This window comes from Listeria sp. SHR_NRA_18, from assembly GCF_003856515.1.
GTDB classification, from domain to species: domain Bacteria; phylum Bacillota; class Bacilli; order Lactobacillales; family Listeriaceae; genus Listeria_A; species Listeria_A newyorkensis.
The window spans coordinates 15,931-41,408 of the sequence record NZ_QPKR01000009.1; the positions used below are offsets into that span (position 1 = coordinate 15,931).

Annotated in this window: 25 protein-coding genes; 2 read left to right on the forward strand and 23 right to left on the reverse strand. The window is 45.2% G+C overall.

What is annotated here, in order from left to right; all coding sequences use genetic code 11:
* The first annotated feature begins 137 nt into the window (after window positions 1–137).
* Entirely contained in the window at window positions 138–2,084 is a 1,947-nt protein-coding gene (locus tag DUK53_RS13060) for an ABC-F family ATP-binding cassette domain-containing protein (RefSeq protein ID WP_036133763.1), read from the forward strand.
* Between the two features lie 306 nt (window positions 2,085–2,390).
* Here DUK53_RS13060 and DUK53_RS13065 read toward each other — a convergent pair whose 3' ends face one another.
* The 6 genes from DUK53_RS13065 to DUK53_RS13090 all read right to left on the reverse strand — a co-directional run bounded on the left by DUK53_RS13065 (window position 2,391) and on the right by DUK53_RS13090 (window position 8,420).
* Window positions 2,391–4,361, reverse strand: coding sequence for a KUP/HAK/KT family potassium transporter (locus DUK53_RS13065; RefSeq protein WP_036094939.1), 1,971 nt, complete (start codon window positions 4,359–4,361; stop codon window positions 2,391–2,393).
* Between the two features lie 115 nt (window positions 4,362–4,476).
* Window positions 4,477–5,502: a tRNA (adenosine(37)-N6)-threonylcarbamoyltransferase complex transferase subunit TsaD gene (gene tsaD / locus DUK53_RS13070; RefSeq protein ID WP_036133760.1), complete on the reverse strand. Its 1,026-nt coding sequence runs from the start codon at window positions 5,500–5,502 to the stop codon at window positions 4,477–4,479.
* Window positions 5,499–5,945: a ribosomal protein S18-alanine N-acetyltransferase gene (rimI, locus tag DUK53_RS13075; protein WP_036133757.1), complete on the reverse strand. Its 447-nt coding sequence runs from the start codon at window positions 5,943–5,945 to the stop codon at window positions 5,499–5,501. Before rimI ends, tsaD begins: the two co-directional genes overlap by 4 nt.
* On the reverse strand, window positions 5,938–6,627 hold the full coding sequence (gene tsaB / locus DUK53_RS13080) for a tRNA (adenosine(37)-N6)-threonylcarbamoyltransferase complex dimerization subunit type 1 TsaB (RefSeq protein ID WP_236637308.1): 690 nt from the start codon (window positions 6,625–6,627) through the stop codon (window positions 5,938–5,940). The genes rimI and tsaB overlap by 8 nt, the downstream gene beginning before the upstream one ends.
* Window positions 6,627–7,085, reverse strand: a complete 459-nt coding sequence (gene tsaE, locus DUK53_RS13085; RefSeq protein WP_036094931.1) for a tRNA (adenosine(37)-N6)-threonylcarbamoyltransferase complex ATPase subunit type 1 TsaE — start codon at window positions 7,083–7,085, stop codon at window positions 6,627–6,629. The genes tsaB and tsaE overlap by 1 nt, the downstream gene beginning before the upstream one ends.
* A gap of 201 nt (window positions 7,086–7,286) precedes the next feature.
* Window positions 7,287–8,420 carry an Lmo2079 family surface lipoprotein gene (locus DUK53_RS13090; RefSeq protein ID WP_052165100.1) on the reverse strand — a complete coding sequence of 378 codons (1,134 nt, stop codon included), beginning with the start codon at window positions 8,418–8,420 and terminating at the stop codon, window positions 7,287–7,289.
* 212 nt (window positions 8,421–8,632) lie between these two features.
* Between DUK53_RS13090 and DUK53_RS13095 the strand changes: the two genes are divergently transcribed.
* Complete coding sequence (locus DUK53_RS13095) at window positions 8,633–9,664, forward strand: YdcF family protein (protein ID WP_036133751.1); 1,032 nt, start codon at window positions 8,633–8,635, stop codon at window positions 9,662–9,664.
* Between the two features lie 58 nt (window positions 9,665–9,722).
* Here the strand turns inward: DUK53_RS13095 and DUK53_RS13100 are convergent, their stop codons facing one another.
* The 17 genes from DUK53_RS13100 to DUK53_RS13180 form a co-directional block, all read right to left on the reverse strand.
* Entirely contained in the window at window positions 9,723–10,400 is a 678-nt protein-coding gene (locus DUK53_RS13100; RefSeq protein WP_036133748.1) for a histidine phosphatase family protein, read from the reverse strand.
* A gap of 72 nt (window positions 10,401–10,472) precedes the next feature.
* Entirely contained in the window at window positions 10,473–11,531 is a 1,059-nt protein-coding gene (locus DUK53_RS13105; RefSeq protein ID WP_036133745.1) for a Glu/Leu/Phe/Val dehydrogenase dimerization domain-containing protein, read from the reverse strand.
* A gap of 253 nt (window positions 11,532–11,784) precedes the next feature.
* Complete coding sequence (locus DUK53_RS13110) at window positions 11,785–12,549, reverse strand: DUF2653 family protein (protein ID WP_036133743.1); 765 nt, start codon at window positions 12,547–12,549, stop codon at window positions 11,785–11,787.
* Window positions 12,550–12,810: 261 nt separating this feature from the next.
* Window positions 12,811–13,860, reverse strand: a complete 1,050-nt coding sequence (locus DUK53_RS13115) for a Gfo/Idh/MocA family protein (RefSeq protein WP_036133740.1) — start codon at window positions 13,858–13,860, stop codon at window positions 12,811–12,813.
* Window positions 13,860–14,828 carry a sugar phosphate isomerase/epimerase family protein gene (locus tag DUK53_RS13120; protein ID WP_036133737.1) on the reverse strand — a complete coding sequence of 323 codons (969 nt, stop codon included), beginning with the start codon at window positions 14,826–14,828 and terminating at the stop codon, window positions 13,860–13,862. Before DUK53_RS13120 ends, DUK53_RS13115 begins: the two co-directional genes overlap by 1 nt.
* 1 nt (window position 14,829) lies before the next feature.
* A complete protein-coding gene (locus tag DUK53_RS13125) occupies window positions 14,830–15,552 on the reverse strand; it encodes a ThuA domain-containing protein (protein WP_036133734.1) in 723 nt (240 codons plus the stop codon).
* Window positions 15,552–16,289 carry a sugar phosphate isomerase/epimerase family protein gene (locus DUK53_RS13130; protein ID WP_036133732.1) on the reverse strand — a complete coding sequence of 246 codons (738 nt, stop codon included), beginning with the start codon at window positions 16,287–16,289 and terminating at the stop codon, window positions 15,552–15,554. Before DUK53_RS13130 ends, DUK53_RS13125 begins: the two co-directional genes overlap by 1 nt.
* Window positions 16,286–17,362, reverse strand: a complete 1,077-nt coding sequence (locus tag DUK53_RS13135; RefSeq protein ID WP_036133728.1) for a Gfo/Idh/MocA family protein — start codon at window positions 17,360–17,362, stop codon at window positions 16,286–16,288. The genes DUK53_RS13130 and DUK53_RS13135 overlap by 4 nt, the downstream gene beginning before the upstream one ends.
* 72 nt (window positions 17,363–17,434) lie before the next feature.
* Window positions 17,435–18,301 (reverse strand): AraC family transcriptional regulator, encoded by an 867-nt coding sequence (locus DUK53_RS13140; RefSeq protein ID WP_036133725.1) that lies wholly within the window; start codon window positions 18,299–18,301, stop codon window positions 17,435–17,437.
* A 4-nt stretch (window positions 18,302–18,305) separates the two neighbouring features.
* Window positions 18,306–18,704, reverse strand: coding sequence for a VOC family protein (locus DUK53_RS13145; protein WP_036133721.1), 399 nt, complete (start codon window positions 18,702–18,704; stop codon window positions 18,306–18,308).
* A 14-nt stretch (window positions 18,705–18,718) separates the two neighbouring features.
* Complete coding sequence (locus tag DUK53_RS13150) at window positions 18,719–19,345, reverse strand: MBL fold metallo-hydrolase (RefSeq protein ID WP_036133718.1); 627 nt, start codon at window positions 19,343–19,345, stop codon at window positions 18,719–18,721.
* A 76-nt stretch (window positions 19,346–19,421) separates the two neighbouring features.
* Window positions 19,422–20,375, reverse strand: coding sequence for a GDP-mannose 4,6-dehydratase (locus DUK53_RS13155; protein WP_036133715.1), 954 nt, complete (start codon window positions 20,373–20,375; stop codon window positions 19,422–19,424).
* A gap of 28 nt (window positions 20,376–20,403) precedes the next feature.
* Window positions 20,404–20,643, reverse strand: coding sequence for a helix-turn-helix domain-containing protein (locus DUK53_RS13160; RefSeq protein WP_036094904.1), 240 nt, complete (start codon window positions 20,641–20,643; stop codon window positions 20,404–20,406).
* A gap of 6 nt (window positions 20,644–20,649) precedes the next feature.
* Window positions 20,650–21,855, reverse strand: coding sequence for a glycosyltransferase (locus DUK53_RS13165; RefSeq protein WP_036133832.1), 1,206 nt, complete (start codon window positions 21,853–21,855; stop codon window positions 20,650–20,652).
* A gap of 3 nt (window positions 21,856–21,858) precedes the next feature.
* The gene (locus DUK53_RS13170) at window positions 21,859–23,193 is read right to left on the reverse strand and encodes a nucleotide sugar dehydrogenase (protein ID WP_052165098.1); all 1,335 of its coding nucleotides are present in this window, start codon (window positions 23,191–23,193) and stop codon (window positions 21,859–21,861) included.
* Window positions 23,190–24,017: a hypothetical protein gene (locus tag DUK53_RS13175; protein WP_124892800.1), complete on the reverse strand. Its 828-nt coding sequence runs from the start codon at window positions 24,015–24,017 to the stop codon at window positions 23,190–23,192. Before DUK53_RS13175 ends, DUK53_RS13170 begins: the two co-directional genes overlap by 4 nt.
* Window positions 24,018–24,036: 19 nt before the next feature.
* Window positions 24,037–25,476 carry an oligosaccharide flippase family protein gene (locus tag DUK53_RS13180; RefSeq protein ID WP_036133709.1) on the reverse strand — a complete coding sequence of 480 codons (1,440 nt, stop codon included), beginning with the start codon at window positions 25,474–25,476 and terminating at the stop codon, window positions 24,037–24,039.
* Between the last annotated feature and the right edge of the window lie 2 nt (window positions 25,477–25,478).

Genomic DNA, 25,478 nt, shown 5'->3' on the forward strand with positions numbered 1-25,478 from the left:
ATATTGCTAGTTATTTCACAAGATTGAGTTTGTGAATTCTATTATCGTAAGCGTTTCCTTTCTCAAGACATTGCTTCTCTCCTTGCTTTGCGATAAACTAAGAAGAGACGGATTTTGAGATGAAGGAGAATTTAAAAATGATACTTTTACAAGTACAACAGATTGTCAAAAATTTTGGCGCTGAAACGATATTAGAAAATATAAAATTAGAAGTGCAGACGAATGATCGGATTGCGCTGGTTGGTCGGAATGGTGCGGGGAAATCGACGCTTTTGAAAATTATTGCTGGGCAGATTAGTTATGATGGCGGCACGATTTCAAAGCCGAAGCATGTCCAAATTGGTTATTTGGCGCAAAATACTGGCCTTGAGTCTTCGAAAACGATTTGGAATGAAATGCTGGATGTTTTCACAGGGCTTCGGGCTATGGAGCAAGATTTACGCGCGCTTGAGGAACGGCTTGGCGACCCTGCGATTTATGAGAACAAGGTGCAGTACGAGCAAACAATGAAGGAATACGATTCGTTGCAGCACGCGTTTAAGGAACAAGGTGGATACCAATATGAGGCGGATATTCGCTCGGTCTTGCACGGTTTGCGTTTTTTCGAGGCGGATTATGAGAAACTGATTGCGTCGCTTAGTGGTGGTCAAAAAACGCGGCTTGCTTTGGCAAAACTACTTCTGGCGCGACATGATATTCTGATTCTCGATGAGCCGACAAACCATCTGGACATCGCGACGCTTTCTTGGCTTGAGTCCTATTTGCAGAATTACAAAGGCGCGCTACTCATCGTTTCGCATGACCGGTATTTCTTGGATAAAGTGGTGAATCAAGTGTATGAGATTAGCCGCACGCAGATTGATCGCTACGTTGGGAATTATTCGCGTTACCTCGTTCAGAAGCAGGCAAAATTGGAGCAGCAATGGAAGGAATTCGATAAACAACAGGAGAAAATCGCAAAATTGGAGGACTTTGTGGCGCGGAATATCGTTCGGGCTTCGACGACGAAACGGGCGCAGAGTCGCCGAAAACAGTTGGAGAAATTAGATCGGTTGGACCGTCCGCAAGGCAGTGAAAAGACGGCGCATTTTGGTTTCCAATTTGACCGTTCTAGTGGCAAGGATGTGCTTTTCGTGGAGGATTTGGCGATTGGTTATGCGGTCGATAAACGGGTTTCGGAAAAGCTGACTTTCGATATGAAGCGGCATGAAAGTATTGCGCTTGTTGGGCCAAACGGGATCGGGAAATCCACGTTGCTAAAAACATTGATTGGGGACATTCCGGCGCTTTCTGGTGAATATCGCTTTGGTACCAACGTTCAGATTGGTTATTATGATCAAGAACAGGCGAAACTGGATTCCAATAAATCGATTTTGCATGAGCTTTGGGATGATTATCCTGATCTGAATGAACAAGCGATTCGCACGACGCTAGGGAATTTTTTATTTTCTGATGATGATGTTTTGAAGGTGGTCAATACGCTTAGTGGTGGCGAAAAAGCGCGTGTTGCCCTCGCGAAATTGACGTTGATTGGCGCTAATTTACTGATTCTGGATGAGCCGACAAACCATTTGGATATTGAGAGCAAGGAAGTTCTCGAGGCTGCGTTGATTGATTTTGAAGGGACGATTTTGTTTGTGTCGCATGATCGGTATTTTATCAATCGAATTGCCTCGAAAATTGTCGAAATGCACCCGACGCGCGCGCAGGTTTACCTCGGCGATTATGATTACTATCAGGATAAAATCGCGGAGCAAAGAGAACATGCACGACTTGATGCGTTGCAAAAACAACAGACGAATCCTGAGGAGAAGCAGTTAGCAACGAATAAACAGGCGTATCATTTGGATAAGGAACAGCAAAAAGTGATGCGTCAGAAGAAGCGGAAATTGGATGAAATCGAGACACGGATGGAAGAAACGGACCTCAAAATTAGTGAGATTGAGCAGGAATTGTTAGATCCGGCGGTTTATCAAAATCATGAAGCTGCTTATGAACGGACGGAGCAGCTAGACCTTCTGAAACAATCGAGTGAGAATTTGATGGAGGAATGGACGATTTTGAGTGAGGAACTGGAAGAATAACAAAAAACGTGTCTGGTGCATAAGCCAAATAAATCGGCGACAAGCGCTCGCATTCAGGGGATTTGGCGGACTTCCGGTTCTGCTACGCAATACTTGCTACGCTTAACTTCTTGCATGGTCGAGGAAACTACCCTCTCCCTGCTTTCAGTCATCACATACACCAGTATGCTCCGCTTCCGGCTTCCACCAAATCCCCTGAATACAAACGCTTTCGCTCGATTTGTGTAAAGCAATATTTTCGTCTTACCCAAAAATGAAGGGTAAGGCGATTTTATCTTGTTTGGAGTTATGTCCCAACCCCGTTTTTTAACTCCACTCGCGAATTTTCACGACTTTTTTCTTGGAGAGGTATAGTGGGACATTTTCTATTTGAACGTCGCTGTACTCTAGGCCAAACCAATTTTCTGGTGAGGTGGTGAATCGCTTGATGAACAGTTTACTCCGCATGATGACGCGTTGCCAATTCGTTAGATCGGCCTCGGTGCTCAGCTCGTCTTTTACGATAACGAAGCAGAAATCGCCGAGTGTTCGGCCGTTCTTCGCTGTATATTTCCGTTTTTGCTGGTCGAGTGCGCCTTTGGAAATGAGGTCTTTCGCGATTTGTTGGAGGAACACGTTGATATCTTGCTCGACGCGAAAACCTAGTTTCAATTGCACGCGAACCACGAAATCACTGTCAAAACTTTCGACCGTATAATACGCGGCGTAAGGCCCATCGACCACTTGAACGTTCACGAACCAATAGACATCGGCGCGCTTGGGACGTTTATCGAGAATCGAAGCCATGACTTCATGTTCGACGCGATATGGGTTACGGCTACTCGTCAGGTAAACCAGATTATGCGCAAATTTTGGATAGGCTGTATCGACTTTTAATTTGGCAAGCATCGGTACGAATTTTTTCAGGGAAACGTTTTTCACTAGTTTCGTTTTTAGTTGGTAACCGCTGAACCAGATGTACATGAGCGCCATGATGGCAACGGCCATGACAACGGCGACAAAGCCTCCGTGCATGAATTTCGCGGCGCTTGAGATGAAAAAGGCGAATTCGAGAACGCCAAATGTCATAAGAATCGCTGTCGTGACGAGTTTCGAGAACCCTTTTCGTAATAAGAATTGGAAAAGGAGTACCGTCGTCATCAGCATCGTGACGGTGATGGATAGGCCGTACGCTGCTTCCATGTGGGTCGAGTCTTGGAAATAGAGCACGACTCCTACGCAGGCAAGCCAGAGAACCGTTGTGACTGTTGGAATGTAGACTTGTCCTTTCGTCTCAGATGGATAACGGATGCTTAGGCGCGGTAATAAATTCAGTGCGATGGCTTCAGAAACGAGCGTGTAAGCCCCTGTTATCAGGGATTGTGAGGCGATGATAGCAGCCAGGGTCGCGATTAATACGCCGTACATGATGAACGATTCTGGCATACTTTGGAAAAATGGATTCACGAATGGGTCATCGGCATTTTTAAGTGAGATAATCCAAGCGCCCTGTCCGAAATAGTTGAGTAGTAGGCATACTTTGACGAATGGCCATGTGATGTAGATGTTTTTACGGCCGACGTGTCCTAAATCGGAATATAAGGCTTCGGCTCCTGTCGTGGCTAGGAATACGCTACCAAGGATGAGGAAGCCGGCTTTATTTTGATCGCTGAAAAGTAATTCTACGGCATAATATGGCGAAAATGCTCGGAAAATGGATAAGTCGCCCAAAATATTGATAATGCCTAACACGCCTAAAATGGAAAACCAGAGAAACATCGTTGGGCCGAAAATACGCCCGATAAACATGGTTCCGTAGCGTTGCATAAAGAAAATACCGCTAAGAATAACGATAACAATTGTGATAATAAGTGTGGTGTTTCCAGTGAATAGTGCGTCAAAGGCTGGAATTTCTTCTAATCCTTCAATCGCGGATGTTACGGTGACGGCTGGTGTCAAGACGCCGTCTGCGAGTAGGGCTGCCCCACCGATCATCGCGGGAATAACGAGCCATTTACCGCGTTTCCTGACCAAGGCGTATAGTGAAAATATACCACCCTCGCCGTGATTATCTGCTCGCAACGCAATGATGACGTATTTGATTGTCGTAAGCAACGTTAGCGTCCAAAAAATGAGCGATAAGGAGCCGATAATATAGTCCTCCGATACGTGATTTAGCCCGCCATTACTCGCGACAATCGACTTCATAACGTATAGAGGTGATGTCCCGATGTCTCCATAGACAATGCCGAGCGTCCCAATCGCCAGACCAATCCTAATTTTATCTTTTCTTTCCATATGTATCCTCCTCTTAAACGCTATACAACATGGACGTATTATACCACCATTCCAACCAAAAGACGAGTCTCATTCTATTCCTATTTTAAAAGGGCAGAATGAGACTCGTTTTCGCTTAATACGTATCTTCAAAAAGTAGGCCGGGACTTGCGTTCATCGTTAAATCGCCGTAGATTCCTTTTTCAAATAGGACGGTTCCAGCTGCTGCAATCATCGCTGCGTTGTCGCCGCATAGAGACAGTGGCGGGATGATGAGCTGGACATCCGGAATTTCTTTTGCGGTTTCCTTGATGAGGCGTTCTCGGAGGCCTTGATTCGCTGCAACGCCACCTGCTAGAAGGAGTTGCGTCACGTTGAATTCTTTTGCCGCGCGGATTGTTTTTGCCACGAGGACATCGACAACGCTTGCTTGGAAACTCGCGGCTAAATCGGCTTCATTGATTGGCATTTCTTTTTGACGTAGGTTGTGGACGGTGTTGATGAAGGAAGATTTCAGTCCGCTAAAACTAAAGTCGTAATCGGTTTCGTTCATCATTGCGCGCGGAAAATGGAATGTGTCTTCTCCGGTTGCTGCTAAACGGTCGATTTGGACGCCGCCTGGATAGGTTAAACCGAGTGTTCGCGCTACTTTGTCGTATGCTTCACCTGCTGCGTCATCTCGTGTTTCGCCGATGATTTCGAATTTGCCGTGCTCGTGCATGACGACGAGTTCGGTATGTCCGCCGCTCACGACGAGGGATAGGAGCGGGAATGTCATGTCGGTTTCGAAGCGGTTCGCGTAGATGTGGCCTGCGATGTGGTGAACGCCTATGAGTGGTTTATTGTGAATGAACGCCAATGTTTTGGCTGCGTTGACGCCAATGAGGAGTGCGCCTACGAGTCCTGGTCCTTCTGTAACAGCAATGGCATCGATATCCTTCATCGTGACGCCTGCCTGGGTTAATGCTTCTTCTAATACAATTGTGATTTGTTCGACATGATGACGGGAAGCGATTTCTGGAACAACGCCGCCAAAGCGTTTGTGGCTCTCGATTTGTGATGCGATGACGTTCGACAGCATTTCTGTACCGTTTTTGACGACGGATGCTGCGGTTTCATCACAACTTGATTCGATGCCGAGTATTAAGATATCTTTTGTCATAATTCCACCCACATAACTAGCGCGTCTTCTTGATTATCCGGATAGTATTTTTTCCGAATCGCGCCATTTTTGAATCCAAATTTTTGATATAGTTGTTGTGCTTTTGTGTTTGATATGCGAACTTCAAGTGTTATTTTTGTCACGTTATTTTCTTGGGCGATGTGGATTAGTTCTGCCAGTAGCGCCCGACCGTAGCCGTTTCCTTGTTGATCGGGATGGATTGCGACATTGGTAATATGCCCTTCATCCAAAATCATCCAGACACCGGCATATCCGATAATCGCCTCCTCCTGCTCCGCGACAATATAGTGCGCATACTGATTCGTGTAAAACTCATTTCGAAACGCTTTCTCGGTCCATGGAGAGCTGAATACGGCGTTTTCGATGCGGAGTAGGCTTTTGACATCGGCAACGGTAGCTTGGCGAAAAGTAACCTCAGTCATGTTTGTTCGCCTCGAGCCACTTGCTTTCTGCTTCCGCGAGTTTCAGGTAAGTTGGGACAAAAGAATGCGCTGGAACGCCGTCTTTATGTTGCGCTAATTCGCCAAGAAAAGCGGGTCGTGGATAGCAAAGTGCTGCCTCAGCAATCGTTGCACGCGCTCCGAGTTGTCCTGCGATTTCTTCTTGAAAATGTACTGCGCCGTCCCCGATGAAAAGCACATCCGATTTCGCGTCCAGACCCGCCAGTAAATCCTCAAAACTAACATGCTGATCCGGTTTTAGTGTCGCGAGTCCTGCTGCTTCTTTTTTGTAAATGCCCGCGTACACATTGCCACGACGCGCATCCATGATTGGTATAATCAGCCCATCAAAAAAGCGCCCATTTTGCGCCATCAGGACTAGACTTGAAACACCAACGAGCGGAATTTGTAAGTCCCAAGCCATCGTTTTTGCGACTGTCACGCCGATTCGAAGGCCTGTATAGGAACCCGGTCCTTCCGCGATCGCGATTTTCGTCAACGCTTGCGGTGTCACATCGCATTCCTTCATTAACTCCGCGATTGCCGGCAATAATCGAACGCTGTGATTTTTTTTCAAATTGGTGACGAATTCTCCTATTACCTTGCCGTCGCGCCATATGCTAACGCCCAGTGTATCATTCGACGTATCTATCCCAAGTATTATCATTCTCCAAAAACCTCCGAACAAAGTGCTTCGTATCGTGCTCCAACTGGCTCTATTTCAAGCGTACGCTCGTTTTCTGCGACATGCTTCAAGGTGATGCGTATATATTTATCCGGAAGATCCCGTTCGATAAAGTGGGCCCATTCCACAACGGAAACACCATTCCCTTGGAAATATTCATCCAGTCCGAGATCATCTTCCGCATCTTCCAACCGGTAAACATCCATATGGTAAAGCGGCAAGCGTCCTTTTGTATATTCACGAACAATGGTAAACGTCGGGCTCTTGACCATTTGCGGTATCTCCAGACCTTCCGCGAGTCCTTTTGTAAACGTGGTTTTCCCCGCTCCGAGGTCCCCTTCTAGCAAAAGAACATCGCCAGATTGCAGTTTGGTGCCAATTTTCTTCGCTAATTCACGCGTGATTGATTCATTTGTTGTTTCTATTTTATAATTCATCGCTTCACCTTTTTTATCATTTTCTGTACATATCATACCATAAAAAATAGGACTGGTCAGCAATACTCGCTAAGTATGTTCTAAACAAAGTCCAAATTTTGGCTATCCCCTGAAAAATATTTGATAACCTGCACTTAACATTATTTTCTTGCATAAAAAACGAGATGCCCAGTTTTTAGGACATCTCGTTTTTTATGCTATTTATTGTACTTCGTCTGTATCCGTACCTGTTAAAGCATCGCCATATAACGACTCATAGTAACTAGATGTTGCTTCCTCAATAATCTTTTGTAATTCCGTCGTAGAAATCACATCAGATGCTACTGGGAATTTTGGAAGTTTTGCTGAATCTGTTGTTTTCATCGTGATAGTAAAGGCCATTGATTCAGGTTTGTCCTTGTCTTTGGTATCAGTAAGCTTCACTTTCATCGTCATGTTTTCAATCGAGTCGTCTTTGCCAGGTTTGATTGTCGCGTCGATCGTAATCTTCGCGTTTTTCTCATCTTCTAAATCTTTAATGGCATCTTTGACTGATTTCACAGCTGATTCATATTGCTTATCAAAGTCTTCCTCTGAAACGCCTTGTGATGTCACGATGACTTTCAAATCCGCTTTCACATCTTTGTCATCAGCTAATTTCACTAATTGATTCGCTAATTTCGTAATATCTGTTTTTGTTAATTTCACAGTTAACTCGCCATCATCGCCCTCTTTGAAACGATCCTCTGGTAAGCTATTGAAATAATCCGTGACAGTTTTGGTTACTTTTTTGTTCAAATCTTTCGTTGCTTTCTCGACATCTTTCGTGTTTGCGGCTTCTTTTTTCGCTTTTTCGTCCGTTAAATCTTTCGCGACTTCTGTCAGCTCCACGTATTTCGTTGCTAAATCTGGATTATCTTCCTTAATTTGTGAGAACATGCCGCTTGTTAATTGGTCAAGTAATGTGGTTAAATTGCCTTTATCATCGTATAAATCGCTTAATGGGAAGTATACTTTTTCGGCTTTCAAATCTACTAATAAATCAAGCGTCGCATCGATATTGACTAATCCTGCCGTCTTGACTGCAATTGTCGCCGCAGATTTTTGTGCTTTTTGATCATTGGCAACCGTCATTTTGACAGATAAACCTTCTAACATCGCCGCGCTTTGGTCTGCTTTTAAAGTAGCCGGCAATTCATCAATCTTAAATCCGATTGTGGATGTCGATTGATCCGCAGGTTCCGATGTTTTTTCCACGCTTTTCGTGAATTTTTCCTGTGGTGTACTCCCACACGCCACTAGGACTAGTCCCATAACTAACGTTAAAACTAACAATGTAAGCTTTTTCATTTTCATATAAAAATTCCCTCGCTCTCTTTTATAGTCTAAATCTATCATAAAAGGTACTGGAACTCAATCCAATTGGCTAATTGTTCACAAATTCGGCATAAATGGAGCAATTCCCCCGTTAATATTGCTAAATTGATCAACTACAAAAAAATGGACTTGCCTTTCTGAAAGCATACCCAGTATACTAGAGTTGGAGATATAGAAAAGAGGTTATAATTATGGTACTAGCTTATATCGCAGGATTTTTTATTCTTTTATTTTTGATTCTATTCATTATTGACAAACGGAGAGTGAGCAACGGGATTTTTCTCACATTCGCGTTATTTTTCACCATCCTTGCTGTGGCCTACGGTTTAATGTCGACGGATAGCAATCTTATCGCGCTTATCGTCATCGGTGTATTCTTCTTGATTCTGGCACTTTCGCCTTTTCTCATTATCGGTTTGGGCATTGGATTAGTGTATAATGGGCGGCTCATGGTAAAACGCGAAGGTCGAAAAATACCGAACTTGCTCACGTTATTTGTTGGAATCATGATTCTTGCACTCATCGTTTTAATCATTTTACAAATCACAATTTTTGACTCGGTTTGGTTAAGCATCTTTTTTACCGCACTATTCTTGATTTTAGGTTATTTTTCATTCCTACTCATCAGTTTCCTGCTTTCTTCTTATATTTATCAGTACAATCGTCCGCGCTTAAAGCAGGATTTCATTATTGTACTGGGAAGCGGCTTGATCGATGGAACCAGAGTCCCTCCACTGCTTGCCAGCCGGTTAGACCGAGCCATTGTTTTTTATTATAAACAGGCGGCGAAGAAATTTGCGCCACAGATCATTGTTTCTGGCGGCCAAGGTCCTAACGAGCTCGTATCCGAAGCTTTCGCGATGAAAAATTACCTTCTGGATAAAGGGATTCCGGAAGATCATATTCTAATGGAAGATTTGTCTGTCAATACGTTGCAAAATATGCGCTTTTCGAAAACGTTGATGGATGATTTAAAACCGAAATACCGCAGCATTTTCGTCACGAATAATTTCCACCTATTTCGGGCTAGCCTGTATGCACGAAAAGCTGGACTAAAAAGTCAGGGCATTAGCTCCAAAACTGCGCTTTATTATTTGCCAAATGCGCTGATGCGGGAGTTTATTGCGATTATCGTGATGTATAAAGCCTGGCATATTACAGTCACGTCGCTGATTTTATTAGGGATGCTCGCGTTAGGTATCATTAATATTAGTTTTGGATAAACTGCAAAAAAAAGCTAGCACTTACATTTCGGCGTAAGTGCTAGCTTTTTGAATTGCATTACGTATTTTCAATAAAATGAGATGTATCGTTCAAACGTTCAATTTTGAATAGGCCATTTTCGTAGGTTAAGACCGTGACGCTCGCATTATCTAAAACAAAGTCGGCTTTCACGCTTGGTTCTAATTCGTGGACAATGTTGCGAATCGTGTTGCCGTGCGCCACTATTAGCACATTTCCGCCTGTTTCCCGATGTGCATTAACGACATGCAGGAAGCCTTGCTCGACGCGATTCCAAAACGTCATAAAATCCTCTGCATCATGTGTCGGATCCGCGACTTTCGTACCATTCATCGTCTCGCGCACATTGGCCTTGGCATAAAGTTCCGCTTTCGACGCAAATCCCATCTTTTTAGCAACGAGATCCCACGTCATCCCACTGGCATCGCCTTCAAAAGATCCAAAAAAGGTCTCGCGGAATTCACTGCGTGGCTCTAGCGTCAAACCAAAGCCGTGTTTATTTTCTTTTAAAATAAGTTCGGCTGTTGCAATCGTGCGGTGTAAATCACTCGAGTAAGCCGCCACAAACTCCGTGTCCGCAAAGCCTCGACCGCTCGCCTTCACAATTTCTGTTCCCTCGGGAGTTAATGGTGAATCTGCCCAACCTTGCATTTTCTCATATTTATTCAAATACGTTTGACCGTGACGCACAAAATACAGTGATAATGGTTTCTTCATTCCTTTTCCCTCCAAATCGATATGTACTGCCTCTACTATACCATATTTGGAAGGTTCTAAAAAATAATAGACCTAGCTGATTTTGCTCGTTTTGGCTGCTTCCATCCGATTTTCCACCATGCGGTTTGCTGCTTCTGCCGGTGTGACTTGCTCCATTTTCGCGATGTCAAATACTTTTCCAATCTGATCGAAAATTTCACCGATTTTCTTTTGGGCGCGTGCTTCGTTGTAGGTGTTCAGTTCGTCGGCGATATTGATGACTCCGCCAGCGTTGACAATGTAATCTGGCGCGTAAAGGATGCCTGCGCTTGCCAGCAGGTCACCGTGCTTTGTTGCATCCAACAGTTGATTGTTAGCGCTACCACAAACGGCCGCAACTTTTAGCTTAGGAATCGTTTCATCGTTCAAAATTCCGCCAAGTGCGCATGGGGCAAAAATATCCGCTTCGACGTCATAAATATCTGCGGGCGCCACTGCTTTCGCTCCAAACTGCGTCACAGCACGATTGACAGCCTCGGTATTAATGTCCGTCACAATAAGGTTCGCACCATCTTCATGCAACAACCGGCACAGCGCAAACGCCACATTCCCAACACCTTGCACCGCGATCGTTTTATCGGCTAGTGAATCTGTTCCAAAAACTTCTAAGGCTGTGCGTTTCATCGCGCTGTAAACACCAAATGCCGTCATCGGACTCGGATTTCCAGATGAACCGAAGCGCTCGGAGATTCCCGTCACGTGTTTCGTTTCTTCATGTACTAAATCCATGTCTGCCACTGTGATACCAACGTCTTCTGCAATAATATAGCTTCCATTTAACCGCTCCACATAGCGTCCTAGCGCCCGGAACATCGCGTCTGATTTATCCTTCTTCGGATCGCCAATAATAACTGTTTTCCCGCCGCCAAGGTGAAGTCCAGCAGCCGCATTTTTATATGTCATGCCACGAGCCAAGCGAAGAACGTCCTGAAGCGCCTCTTCCTCTGTTTCATAAGGCCACATCCGGCATCCACCAAGCGCTGGGCCGAGCGTCGTATCATGAATCGCGATAATCGCTTTTAATCCCGAAGCCTTATCGTGACAAAAAACAACCTGTTCATAATCGTACTTTTCCATATCCTCAAACAACATTGCAATCCCTCCTCATATCTTCTCTTTTATTATACGAAATGAGACAATTGAAGGGAAATTTTTAGACTATATATTACATTTTTCATACTTTGTATCCAAACGCACGCGTATAGACCTAGAAAGCGCTTACTTTTAAATTGGCAAAAAGGGCGGAAAAACCTAGGTACAAATCATTGCTTCGCGGTATTTTTGCAATATTCCCGTTAGCATTACTACATAGAAAAGAAGCGCCCACAAAAGACGCTTCCTTGGTTTATTCAGTGACAATAGCAGTAATTCCCTCTGTTTCAGAGAATCGTAATTCTAAGCCGCAGTTTGGATCGAAATGGGCTTCTTTCGTTGCCCAGTAACGGATGGCTTGAATCAGTGAAAAATGATCTAACGCCTGAACGAGTGTGTTGTTTTTCATGACATCTGCGCCGAAACCTTTTTGGTCGTCGTATGTCAAAATAACTTCTACATCTTCTAGTTGTAGGCCTTTTTCGTGTGTGAAGAAGTGGATGACCGCGTTGGAAATGTTTCCTTCGTCAAGAACGATGCTACTATTCCCAGTTTCTTGCGTCGCGTTTGTCGTTCCTTGGTGATCGAAAACGTTCGCTTGTGGCTTCGGATTATTGCGGTTACGCCATTTCTGGAAGAGATAGATTAATAGGCGGATGATGACAATAATCGCGATAACGTTGATAATCAGGGCTAAAATATCGCCGAATGCGCCCATATTGCCGAGCATACTACCGAATAGTAGACCGGCTAAGCCACCGAACATTAGGCCGCCCCAGAAGCCACGATTTGATTTTTTTGCCGCTTGGTTGTTTGTTGCTTTGTTTGTCGTGCTGTTGTTGTTTCGTTTGATTTGGTTGTTATTTGGTCGGTAAGATCGGCTTGGTGAGCGGTAGCCTTTTGCGTGTGCCTCACTTACTTGTTCATATTTTGACGGCATGATTGTGTTGTATGTCACGGTGCCCAGTGGTGAAAAAACGAGCATCATCGACATCACGAAAAAAAGTAGTTTCTTCAATGGTTTTCCTCCTGTTTTGACTAGATTGTTCGCATCAACTTGCCTGAGCTACTTCGCCGTTTAAGCGCAAGAAAAAGACCTCACGAATAAACGTAAGGTCTCGCAAACAATCGACAAAAATTGCTAACAATGCCGGGGTTTTATCCCGTACTGACGACATTGCTATACTGCTACTCCCCTTATCGGGCGTACTGATTTTGAATAAGGTAAGTATAGTATATTATGCGGATATTCGCAAGTGATTGAGTCTTTACTTGCTGATTATTCTTGGAAATCGACGACTTTATTCTGCTCGCCTGCTTCGAAAATCGCTTCGATGAGACGGAGAACGCGGTGGACTTCTTCATTTTTGACGATTGGTTCTGCTTCGCCGTTTAGGACTGCTGCAAAATTGTCGTAGAATCCTGGCATGTCTGGCGCGACGGGCGTGATGGGGCTTCGTGTTGTGGATTCTTCGGATGGTGGTGCCATTGTTTTTGTGAGGCCTTGACCTGCTTGGATTGGTTTTGGTTCTACTTTTGCAACGGTGCGGTCTGGGGCCACGATTTCGCCGCTTAAATCCCAATCTTGAATGACCGCGGTGCCTTCTGTGCCTTTGACGTACCAGCGTGGCAGTTTCACGTAGTTCGTTGTGCCAACTTCGATGAGGGCTGTGACGCCGTTTTCGAAGGTGATGAAGCTTGTGAACCCATCATCGACTTCATCGCCTAGAATGAAGCTCAAGCTCGCTGACACGGTCTTGATTTTGCTGTCGGTCATGAATAGGAGTTGGTCGAGTAAGTGAACGCCCCAATCGAGGACCATGCCGCCGCCTTGTGCTTTGAGGTGGCGCCAATCGCCAGGGATGCCGTTCGCGCCTTGTACGCGGGATTCGACGTGGAATACATTGCCGATTTTGGCTTCTTTTTGAACCATGTCGCGTATGATTAAGAAGTCAGAGTCCCAACGTCTGTTTTGATGAACCATGAATGTTCGGTTTTCTTTTTTGGCAACGGTAAGAATCGCTTCTAAATCGGCACTCGTTATCGTGACTGGTTTTTCGCAGACTACGTTTTTGCCAGCTTCTAGTGCTTTTATTGCCAAATCCTTATGGCTGTCGTTTGGTGTCGCGATAAGGACGGCGTCTACTTTTTCATCGGCAAGGACGGCTTCAAAACTCGGATACGCTTCGAGGCCTTTTTCCGTGGCTGCTTGCATGCGATCTGGTGCGATGTCGTAGGCGCCTGTCACGGTGATTCCGCTCGCTGCACCAACGAGTTCGACGTGATACGTTCCCATGCCACCAAAACCTATGATAACTAAATTTTTCATTATGCCCACCACATATCTAGCGGTTCATCGTTAATTAAAATCGTTTGCAAATTGGTCACGGCGCGCTGGAAGCCTTCGTCAATCGACATCAGTGGATCTTCGTGCTCGATGCTGACAACGTAGTCATAGCCGTACGTACGCAGGGCACTCATCATGTCGGACCATTCTTTCACGCTGTGCCCGCAACCGACTGAGCGGAACGTCCATGCACGTGTTTGGACATCGCCGTACGGTTGCATATCGAGCAGGCCGTAGCGGTTGATGTTGTCTTGGTCGAGGTACGTGTCTTTCGCGTGGAAATGGTGAATCGCGCCTTCTTTGCCGAGAATCTTGATGGCGCCGACGGGATCGATGCCTTGCCACCAGAGATGGCTTGGATCAAGGTTCGCGCCGATTGCTGGGCTCGTTGCTGTGCGTAGTTCTAAGAGCGTGTGTGGCGTGTGAACGAGGAATCCGCCGTGCAGTTCGATGCCAATTTTTACGTCGTATTCTTCTGCTAAGCGCCCAATTTCTTTCCAGTACGGGATTAGTTTTTCTTCCCATTGCCATTTTTTGATATCGCTGTAAACCGTTGGCCAAGGCGCTACTGGCCAGTTCGGAACTTTCGCTTCGTCACTGTCACCCGCTGTCCCTGAAAACGTATTCACGACTGGTACGCCCATCATCGACGCCAAACGAATCGTTTTTCGCAAAATTTCGTCGGCGGCGCGCGCTTCTTCTGGATCTGGTGAAATCGGATTATCATGGCAACTAAACGCACTAATCATCAAACCGCGATCGTCAAATTTCTTCAAGTATGCCAAACGTGCTTCTTCGCTTGCGAGTAATTCATCGGTTGGGCAATGATGGTTTCCAGGATTCCCGCCTGAGCCAATTTCGACTGCGCCAAGCCCTGCTGCTGCTACTTTATCGAGCATTTCGTCCAAACTTAAATTTGCAAATAGTGGTGTAAATACGCCTAATTTCATGTTATTTTCCTCCGATCTTTTCTAATGGTTCTGCGTTACCGTATTTCGGGTACACCCAAGAAGTCGGGGCACACCAGTTGACGCCGTTTGTGATGACTTTTTGAATCGCTTCGTTATGGTAGGTTGGATACGTTTCGTGGCCCGGTTGGAAGTAGAAAATCTTGCCGTTACCGCGCTTATACGTTGCCCCACTGCGGAACACATGCCCGCCTTCGAACCAACTAATGAAAATCAATTCCTCTGGAGCTGGCACATCGAAATGCTCGCCGTACATCTCCTCTTTTTCGAGGTCAATATATTCTGGAACGCCGTCTGTGATTGGGTGATTCGGCGCCACGACCCACAGCCGCTCTTTCTCGTCCGCCTCACGCCATTTTAAATCGCAGCTCGTCCCCATCAATTTCATGAAAATTTTCGACATGTGCCCAGAGTGCAATACGAGCAAGCCCATGCCTTCCAAAATTCGCTTATGGACGCGATTCACGATTTCCTCGTCCACTTGGTCATGCGCAATGTGTCCCCACCAAACTAGGACATCTGTATCTGCCAAAACTGCCTCCGTCAAGCCGTGTTCTGGCTCGTCTAGCGTCGCCGTTTTGACATCGAGTCCTGCTGTTTTTAAAAAGCTCGCAATTTGACCGTGAATGCCATCTGGATAAATCGCGGCAACTTCTTCGCTCTCTTTTTCGTGGCGAAATTCATTCCAAACCGTTACCTTCGTCATTATTTGCCCACCATCTTTCTTAAATTCTTCAATCCAATTTCCACACTGACAAGCGGCGCCTTTTCAAATGCTTCCTGCTCAATCACGAACCATTTTACGCCGTTTTGTTCTGCGAGTTCTGCGAAACGTCTCACAGCCAATACACCGTTGCCGATTTCCGTACTTTCGATTGGCGCGCGTTTCATATCTTTTAAATGAATCAACGGCATCCGGTCCGCCCAACGCTCCATATATGGCACGACGTCAACGCCCGCATGATGCACCCAATACGTATCCAGCTCGACTTCCAAGCCATGCACACCCGCTAACAATACGTCCAAAATGTAATCGTTGCCCAGCTTTTCGAATTCATGCGCGTGGTTATGGTACACGAAATGAAGCCCAGCGTCACGAATCTGCTCGGAAATCACACGTAGCGATTTCGCGAATTCAATCCATTCTGCCTCCGTCTCAAAATCTGCATAAGGACAAACGAGGTAGTCATTTCCAAGCTCTTTTTCAAAAGCAATCACGGCGTCCAACTCATCGCGCAACCGTTCATACGGAATATGCGAGCCCGCAATCCCAAGTCCGAGTTCCGCCAATTTTGCCTTCAAATCTGCCGCGGACTTATCATAATAACCCGCGAATTCCACGCCATCGTAGCCCATCTCAGCAAGGTGCCTAAGCGTCCCGAAAAAATCCTCCTGACACGCGTCCTGCACACTCCACAACTGAATCGCGATCGGCGTCGTCATTGGAAAAATACCGGTTGTCCTGTTTGCGACGACTCATAAATCGCCTCTAAAATTTGCGTCACCACAAGCGCCTGCTCCGGTTTCACAACAGGATCTGTCCCATTCAGAATACTATCAATCCATTGCTGCGCTTCCAGTTCTTCCGGAATATCACCCGAACCATCGTAAAAATCAACGCCGCCCGCTTCCATCTGAATTTCCGTCTCGTACATTTGGCTATGCGACTCACCGTTAATCCGCAAACCGTTCTCCATGTCCGCGCCGCCTTCCGTCCCGCAAAGCGATGTCTTCGCCTCACCAACATCCAGCGTATTCAGCGCCCAGCTCGACTCAAGCACAATCGTCGCCCCATTTTCCATCGTGATGAAACCAAACGCCGAGTCCTCCACGGTAAACTTCGATGGATCCCAAGGTCCCCACGCGTTCGCCGCATTCGCGCGTTGCGATAACTTATGATACGCGTTTCCAACCACATATTTCGGCTTATAATTGTCCATCATCCAAAGCGTCAAATCAAGCGCATGCGTCCCAATATCGATCAACGGGCCACCACCTTGCGCCTCCTCATCCAAGAACACACCCCAAGTCGGAACCGCGCGACGACGAATCGCTTTTGCCTTGGCATAATAAATCTCGCCCAATTCGTTGTTCGCACAAACCTCATGCAAAAATTGCGAATCTTTCCGGAACCGATTTTGATACCCAATCGTCAATTTCTTCCCCGTTTTCGCGCTCGCATCAATCATGGCTTGCGCTTCTGCCGTTGATTTCGCCATTGGCTTCTCGCACATCACGTGTTTCCCAGCTTCCATCGCCGCAATCGAAATCTCCGCGTGTGAAATATTCGGTGTACAAACATGAATCACATCGATCGTTTTATCTGCCAATAACTCCTTGTAATCCTTGTATACGCTTGCATTCGGTGTCCCGAAATCCACTTTCGCTTTCTCTGCACGTTCCACTACGATATCACAAAACGCGACCATTTCTGCTTCTGCTACACTTGCCAAACTCGGCATATGTTTACCGTTTGCAATACCGCCACAACCTATAATTCCAATTTTTAAAGTCATCAAAAAACCTCCATTTGTTTTATTATCTCCATGATACAAAACAAACCGAGGTTTTTCTTCCTACTTTATTGCTTACTTATTCCCGAATATTGTCCTCCTATATTTGAGCGGCGACACACCCATCGCTCGTTTAAAGGCATGATGAAACGTCTTCACACTACTAAAGCCCGCCAGCTCAGCCACTTCCGTCACCGGCGTCTCCTCATTTAGCAAAATCCATTTCGCCTTACTAAGTCGGTAATCGTTTACAAATGTCATGAACGTAATCCCCATATTGCGCTTGAACAGCTTCGTGAAATAATACGAACTAAACCCGACATGATCCGCGACCTGTTGCAGCGTAATAGTTTCCTGATAATGCTCCTCCACATACGCGAAAATCTGCTGCAATTTTTCAAGCGTTTCCTGTGATTTACTCGTCGCGTCCTCCGCAGAATCACGCACAAGCCTTGGCACATCTCGCTCCAAAACCGCCAGCATCTCGTACAATTTCGCCTTCACAACATAGCGATACCCCGGCTTGCGCTGCGAACTCTCCCGATGAATCACCTGCAAAAGTCCCGCAACCTGCTGCGCCACATCTGGGTCCCAATCCGCACTCGACGGCGACACATGCAAAAACAAATCGCGCAACCGCTTGCCCTCGTCCTCCGTCAACGAAAATTCCTGAAAAACATTCAAGTCAAACTGCAGCACAATCCGCTCACTGTTCGGCGATGCCAAAAAATAATGCACATCGCCGCCATTAATCACATAAATCTCGCCTTCTGCCATCTGAATCGGCACATCATTCACGCCAAGGTTCAACCGCCCCTCAATCACGTAAATCAGCTCAATCTCCTTGTGCCAGTGAGGATACACGATCACGCCACCCTCATTCGTAAAACTCCGCATCGGAAAATCCTTATCTAGCGCTGGAAACTCCAAATACAGTCCCATGACGCTACGCCGCCTCGTTCATCTGCATGATCTGAATCAAATTCCCACACGTATCATCGAAAACTGCAAGCGTCACCTGTCCGTGCGATACCGGATCCTTCGTAAACACAACACCAAGCGCCCGCAACCGCTCATGTTCCTCATAGACATCATCGACCGCAAACGACGTAAAGGGAATCCCCTGCGCGTAAAGCGACGTCTTAAAAGGCCCCACCGCAGGATTCTCATCCGGCTCTAAAACCAGCTCCACACCATCCGGCTCCTCTTTTGACACCACCGTAATCCAGCGAAACTTCTCGGTTATTGGCACATCCTCTTTTTTAACAAATCCTAGAATTTCCGTGTAAAATCGTAACGCCTTGTCCTGATCATCTACAAAAACACTCGCTAAATTAATTCTCATTTTACCCGTCCCCTTCACGTTAAATATGGATTTGTCGCTTTTTCATGGCCAATCGTCGTTGCGTCCCCATGTCCCGCATACACACGTGTCTCCTCTGGCAATACCAACAACTGGCTCGTAATGCTTTCAATCAGCGTATCAAAATCGCCCGTATACAAGTCCGAACGCCCAATACTTCCTTTAAATAACGCGTCTCCAACGACCACAAAATCATCGAAAATAAAGCTCACACTCCCAATCGAATGCCCCGGCGTAGGCACGACACGGAAATTAAATCCTTCTATAGAATATTCCCCCATCTGAAACTCGTTCTCCGCAGGCACACAAATAATTTCCTTGTTGCTATACTGCGACATCCCAACCGAGCCATTCAACTCCGGATTCCCAAGCCATTCCTGCTCTAGCGGACTCACATAAACCGGCACCCCGTAATGCGCCCGAATTTCCTCAAGCGCCCCGATATGATCGTAATGACAATGCGTCAACAAAATCGCGACCGGCTTCGTCCCTGTTTCCTCCACTTTTGCAATGATATTTTCCGCGTCACTTCCCGGATCAACAATCAAACAATGCTTCTCATCCGAAATCACATAACAATTCTCCTGCAATAAACCCGTCGCTAAACCACTAATTTCTACCATACTATGCGCCACCTTTTTCTTCTCATTTCTTAAAGTATATCGCAAACGAAATGATTAACCAAGGCAGAACTCTATCTTAATTCATCCACGCCATATATTTTTCTAAACCTTGCATGATCGAAAACTTTGGTCGGTAACCGAGTTTTGTTATTTTTTCGATGGAAGCGTACGAATATTTAATATCCCCTGCGCGCGCTTCCCGATAAGCTACCGGAATGACCATATCTAGCAACGTTTCATACGCAGCGATGATGTCACGAAGCGAATGTTTTTCACCAGAACCGATGTTAAATGCGTTTGCCTGGCTTTCCGCTTTTGTGCTCAGTAAAATCAAGCCCTGCACGATATCTTCGACGAACACGAAATCACGCACTTGTTCTCCATCGCCAAATACTTGAAATAATCCCGTTTTCCCTTGTTTCACTTGCTGCGCTACTTCCGTTAAAATCGATAACACACCAGAGTACGGCGACGCGGGGTTCTGACGTGGTCCATATACATTGAAAAAGCGCGCAACTGCAACATTTAAACCGTATAAATGCCCGTAAGATGTCACGTATTTTTCAGATGCATATTTATCGATACCGTAAGGCGTAATTGGATCAATAACAGAATTTTCCGTTTTTGGCAACGTTGGTTCTGCACCATAAACCGCGGCTGATGAGGCAAAAATAAATTTACGAACCGTTTTTTCTTGGGCCCTGGCTGCTTCTAACAAATAAATCGTGGCATCCATATTCACTTGGTGCGTCGCGAGTGGCTGTTGAACAGATTCTGCAACACTCGCAACCGCGGCCAAATGATAAATATAGTCAAACGAAAACGAGCGAAATAAGTGCGCGATATCGGCCTCATGATGCACATTTCCTTGGATAAACTGCACGTTGCTCTGATTTGGTATATTCTCGAGACATCCAGTACTTAAGTTATCAAAAACTACGATAGTACTCGTTTCCTTTTTGGCTAATGTTTCTACTAAGTGGCTCCCGATAAATCCTGCGCCACCTGTTACTAAAATGGTGTTCCTCACTAGTTTGACCTCCTCGTTCCAATGGGGATTAGTTAAAATCATACGGACGATATTTTTGGCGTAATTGGTTTTGTGCATGGGCCCGTGCCAAAATTTCTTCTTTAAAAAATAGCACAGCACCATCTTTTTTTACTTTTGTAATTTTATCCCGATGAATAAGCGAATAAAAATTTTGTTTGGAGATGCGCAAAATGGCAAGTGCCTCCGTCGTCGAAAGAAAATAATGATCTAATAGCTGACGTTGCTCTTGTTTGTTGAGTTTTCCCATCACTCCTCACGCTCCATCCTGAAATAAGACATGATTTAAACGGTGTATATCAAATTCTGCTATTACTTTTTGTCGTGCGTTTGTTACAATCTCGGCTTTTTGAGCTTCTGTTAAGTGGAGATAATCGATAATGGCTTGGCTCAGGGCTTTCGCGTCTCTTTCAGGCACTAGAAATCCTGTTTCACCGTGTATCACGAGCTCGGGGATGCCGCTATGAATCGTTGAAATCACGGTTTTCCCTTGCGCCATCGCCTCCATCAGAGAAACCGGAATCCCTTCCATATCCCCATCTTGCGCGACAACACTCGGTAAAATAAAGATATCACTCGCGTTAAATTGTTCTTTCACCTGCGCTTGATTTAAAAAGCCGTGGAATTGGACCTGATTTTGGAGCCCAAGTTGCTTCACCATCTCCTCTAAGGCAACGCGATCTTCTCCATCACCAACAATATGCAATACGGTATCTATTCCCTGACTTTGTAAAAATTGAACGGCATGAATCGCATCGGGAATTCCTTTTTTCTCTGTCAAACGTGCCACGAGTAGTAGCTGCAATGTTGGTTGTGTCGCTTTCAGTGTTTGCATCTGGAATGTTTGTGTATCAATGCCCATGTGATGGACGTGCACTTTCTCTTTTTCTGCGCCTAGATGAATTAATCGTTGTGCCCAGAAATCGCTAATTGGTAAAAGAACGGTATCGGAGCTAAATAGAAATTGATAAAACGCAGCTCCTTTTAGCTTGATTGTCCGCGTCACATCGTATCCGTGGAAAAACGTCAGCAATCTTCCTGATAATACGCCTTGATCTTGTAAAATGCTGGCGACTAAACCGACGTTCCCATAATGCGCAATAACGAGATCAAACGCTTGTTTCGGTACTTTTTGCGCGACTAAAACGGGTTGTAGCGACTTCGTAACCCTGCCATATTTCTTCGTGTTTAACAGGCGCGCCGTCCGAATTGGATGTTGGGTACCGCAAGCGATTCCTTGCCATACGCGCTTTCCTTTTTGATCAGGCAAATCGACATACACAACTTTATCTAGTAACCCGTACGCCGTCACATCCGCGTGCATCTGCGTCGTATTGCCTTTTTTCAGCGCCAAAATCGTGATATCGTGGCCTAAATCGATAGCTCCTGTCATTTGGTTTAAAATAAATGTTTCGGAGAGTGTCGGAAACTCTGTCACAAAAAACAGGACTTTTTTATGCATCAATTATTTCACTCCTTTCGCCGTGACTTGTTTCATCTGCACCTTGCCATACGCCCATTTCTTCTCTTGGAACGTGTCTTTTAAGGCGTTTTTCGTATCTAAAATAAGCGAACTTTCTGTACCGATTTGTTCGAGATCGAATACTTTATGCGGTGTGACAATCACCACTAAATCATAGCAAGAGAACGCTTGATAGTTGAGTGGAATACTGTGTTGCGTATTTCCATCGGCATCTCGGAACGTTGGCGCTTCTGGATCGCAAAACGAAACGTCCGCCCCTCGTGCGCAAAGTTGTTCATAAATATGCAGTCCCGGCGATTCGCGTAAATCGTTGCTATTTTCCTTGTACGCCATACCAACGAGCAGGATTTTCGAGCCGTTAATCGATTTTTGATGCAGATTCAGTGCTTCTGCGGCATGATCCACCATTTTCTCTGGCATTAAATGATTCGTTTCGTGCGCCAATTCGATGAAACGACTATAAAAGTTTTTCGATTTTGCTTTCCAAGACAAGTACATCGGATCAAGTGGTATACAGTGTCCGCCAATGCCCGGACCTGGCGTGAACTTCATAAAGCCGAACGGTTTACTGCTCGCCGCCTCAATCGTTTCCCAAATATCAATCTCCATTTTTTCAGCTAAAAGCGCCATTTCGTTAATAAAAGCAATGTTGATGCTACGGAACGTGTTTTCGAGGAGCTTACTCATTTCAGCCACCTCTGCCGAATTAACAGGGACAATCGTATCAATCACCTGACCGTATAAAATTTCGCCGAGTTCTTTGGACATCGGATCGACGCCACCGACTACTTTTGGTGTGTTCAACGTGTGGTACTTCTTATTTCCGGGATCCACGCGTTCTGGTGAATAGCATGCAAAGAAGTCTTGTCCAAGCGTATAGCCTTTTTCAAGCATTGGGGCACAGATGAGTTCGCGTGTTGTGCCGGGATAGGTCGTGCTTTCGAGCGAAACAAAGACTTCTTCTTTCGCATACGTGACGATATCTTGCATCGCGGATTTAATAAAGCTCATATCTGGCTCCATCGCTTCGGTCAGTGGTGTTGGGACGCAAATGATAATCGCATCTGCTTCGTGTAAAATTTCTGGGCTCGCTGATAATTCAAACGCATTCGTATCTAAGCATGCTTGAAGCGTTTGATTCGAAATATCAGCAATATCCGATACGCCTGCTACCAGTGACTGCACTTTTTTTGCACTCGTATCGTAGCCAATCGTTTGGAATCCTTTTTGGACAAATGCAACAGCGAGCGGTAATCCCACATATCCAAGTCCTATCACAGCAATCTTCGCTTCTTTAGTTAAAAATTTCGTTTTCATATTTGGTTTAATTCCTTTCTATTTTGAGGTTCTTCCAATTGTTCGATCAGGTGATTTGTCACACGCATTTGGCCTATTTGATTCGCATGGTATACGGAATCATATACTTCTGATGCCTCCAAACGAAACAGCTCTGGTGATATCGTTTCGCCAAAATAGGCGTACAATTTTTCAAGATAGGCTGTATTCACTTCTCTCGCGTAAAAAACTGGCGGCAATAGTGTCACACGAATATTATTCGCTTGGCACCGCGTCATGAATGCAGCAATTTCCTTCATCGTGTCTGTCTCTTGAAACGTTTCTGGGAACGGTATTGCTTTTAACGTGGCGGGGTCTCGTAGTTGTGTATCCAAGCCAAGGTAACAGCCCGTCTCTGTCAGTGTCGCTACTTTACGTCTGGCCAGCTTTTCCGGTGTTGCCGAGGATCTAGCATGTTTGAGCGAAATTAGCAGTAGCTTCCATTTTCGGCGATACTTCCTGCAATTTTTCCAGTACTCACGGTGAACAAACGTATCAATCCCAAAGCCGAACACGTAATACCTCGGATTCGTGTACTGATTAAATTCCAAGGGCAAAAGCACGTGATCGCCTGGTTTTAAGTGGGGTTCTATATGATCAAGCAAGTACCGAAAACCTAGCCCAACATTAACCCCCGCATTAAACGTCGGTTTCCCGAGCCTTCGCTGTATTTCATCGGTATTAAAGCCATACAGTACGCTACTACCGCCCAGCAAGACGATTTTTTCTTCATTACAGGAAGCTAACATCGCTGTTTTTTTAGCAAGTAGGTCTTCCATATTTCGTATACTATCAAAGTTAAACAAACGTCCATCACCTTTCTTCTTATTTTTTACGCATTATTTTTGCTTGTAGGATTTGTCCAGCTTTCAAAAGAAGTGGATCGCGGAATAGAAGTAATATGCCAAAATACACAATCCCACCGATAAACACCTGTGCGGCGATTATAAAAATCGCGTGTATTTCTGTTAAAACGTACGTGACGCCAATTTCAAACACAAAAGCGATCAAACTCGCTGCTACATAAGGAAATAGTTGTTGTACCATTTTTTTGATGGAGAAATAGTGTCTCGCAAAGTAAGCTTGTAGCACGCAGGTCATCATCGTGAAAATAAGATAGGAAACCGCTGTGCCGTAGCTTCCCCATAGTCGAATGAAGATGATATTCGTGCCGAAACTCACGACCGCAGCAATTAGAACACTGAAGGCGTAACTTTTATTCCTGCCTGTCGTCACTAAAATTTGTAAGCCGAAAATACCAGCTAAACCGGAGAAAAATAAACTTGGGGCTAGAATTTGTAAATTAAGGGTTGAGGGTTGAAACGCGCTGCCTAAAAATAACGGGATAAACAACGGCGCAATAGCGATTAAACCGGTCACGAGCGGTAACGTGCTGAGCGCGACATAGCGAAACGAAAAATACATGGAACGTTCGAAGTCTTCTTTTTTCGCGCCATTGTATTGTTTGACCATTCGCGGACTCATGACGGTGGATAAAGCGGTGACAAACACGACAAACAGCGTCATCAATTTGAAAGCTTGGTTATAAAAACCGACATCCATCGCCGAGGTGCTGTTTCCTAGGATAACTTTATTGACGGCAAGCGGAATGAGCGTAATGATTGGCACGATAGCAACCGTCATAACAGGAACCACATGCTTTTTCACCTTCTCCCATTGCACTTCAAACCCTCTCAACTTTCTTAACAGAGGCAGCCACGTCACAAGTTGTCCTAAAAAAAGCGTCGCTGCATTAATCCAAACGTACATCGCTAAATCATCTGGTCCTTTCACGAAACAAAAGATCCCAATCATCGAACCGAGGCGTACCACCATATTCCGAATCATGATGTTTTTTATATTCTCTTGCCCCGTGTAGAACCACGTAATATCAAAAATATACGAAAGAATGGTCAAAATATTGATCAAAAACAGCAGCTGATATTGCTTGGTATAGTATGTGAAAATAAGATAGGCGATGAGGACAATAGCGGAAAAGAAGCTTTGTACCACATACAGACTATAAAATTCGACTTTCAAATCTTGTTTGCGCTTCACACTCGCAATCACTTTTCGACCGTAATCTCCCATACCAAGCGCGGCAAAAGCTGTGAAAATTTGTACAACGGAACTCACATACGCCTCCACACCAACGTTTTCCGGCATTAAAACACGAATAACGTATGGCATGGTGAAAATCGGTGTAATAATAATGAGCAGTTGATACAGTAAAACAAAAATATAGTTCGTTGTGACTTTTTTCATCG